General features: G+C 62.5%; 1 protein-coding gene. It reads right to left on the reverse strand.

The features are described 5' to 3' along the window. On the reverse strand, positions 1–926 hold a 926-nt coding region (tuf, locus tag A7V84_RS12290; protein ID WP_063940005.1), incomplete at its 3' end, for an elongation factor Tu. Position 927: the final 1 nt, after the last annotated feature.

Here is a 927-nt window from a genome sequence, read left to right on the forward strand (position 1 = left end):
GCCGTGAACTCCGTGTGCGGCTGGATCGAACCCGGCTTGGCCAGCACCTGGCCACGCTCGACGTCTTCACGCTTGGTGCCGCGCAGCAGAATGCCCACGTTGTCGCCGGCTTGACCTTGGTCCAGCAGCTTGCGGAACATTTCCACGCCCGTGCAGGTCGTCTTCACCGTCGGCTTGATACCAACAATTTCGATTTCCTCGCCAACCTTCACCAGACCGCGCTCGATACGGCCCGTCACCACCGTGCCGCGACCCGAGATCGAGAACACGTCTTCCACCGGCATCAGGAAAGCACCGTCCACGGCGCGCTCGGGCGTCGGGATGTAGCTGTCCAGCGCTGCGGCCAGCGACAGAATAGCCGGCTCGCCCAGTTCGCCCTTGTCGCCTTCCAGCGCCAGCTTGGCCGAACCCTTCACGATCGGCGTGTCGTCGCCCGGGAAGTCGTACTTCGACAGCAGCTCGCGAACTTCCATCTCCACCAGCTCCAGCAGCTCGGCGTCGTCAACCATGTCAGCCTTGTTCAGGAAGACAATGATGTACGGCACGCCAACCTGGCGGCTCAGCAGAATGTGTTCACGCGTCTGCGGCATCGGGCCGTCAGCGGCAGAAACCACCAGGATCGCGCCGTCCATCTGCGCAGCACCCGTGATCATGTTCTTCACGTAGTCAGCGTGGCCCGGGCAGTCAACGTGCGCGTAGTGACGCGTTTCCGTCTCGTACTCAACGTGCGACGTGTTGATCGTGATACCACGCGCCTTCTCTTCCGGAGCCGCGTCAATCTGGTCGTAGCCGCGGGCTTCCCCGCCGAACGCACGTGCCAGCACCGTCGTGATCGCTGCCGTCAACGTCGTTTTGCCGTGGTCAACGTGACCAATCGTACCCACGTTCACGTGCGGCTTGGTACGTTCAAACTTGCCTTTTGCCATG

This window comes from Bordetella trematum, assembly GCF_900078335.1.
Taxonomy (GTDB): domain Bacteria; phylum Pseudomonadota; class Gammaproteobacteria; order Burkholderiales; family Burkholderiaceae_B; genus Bordetella; species Bordetella trematum.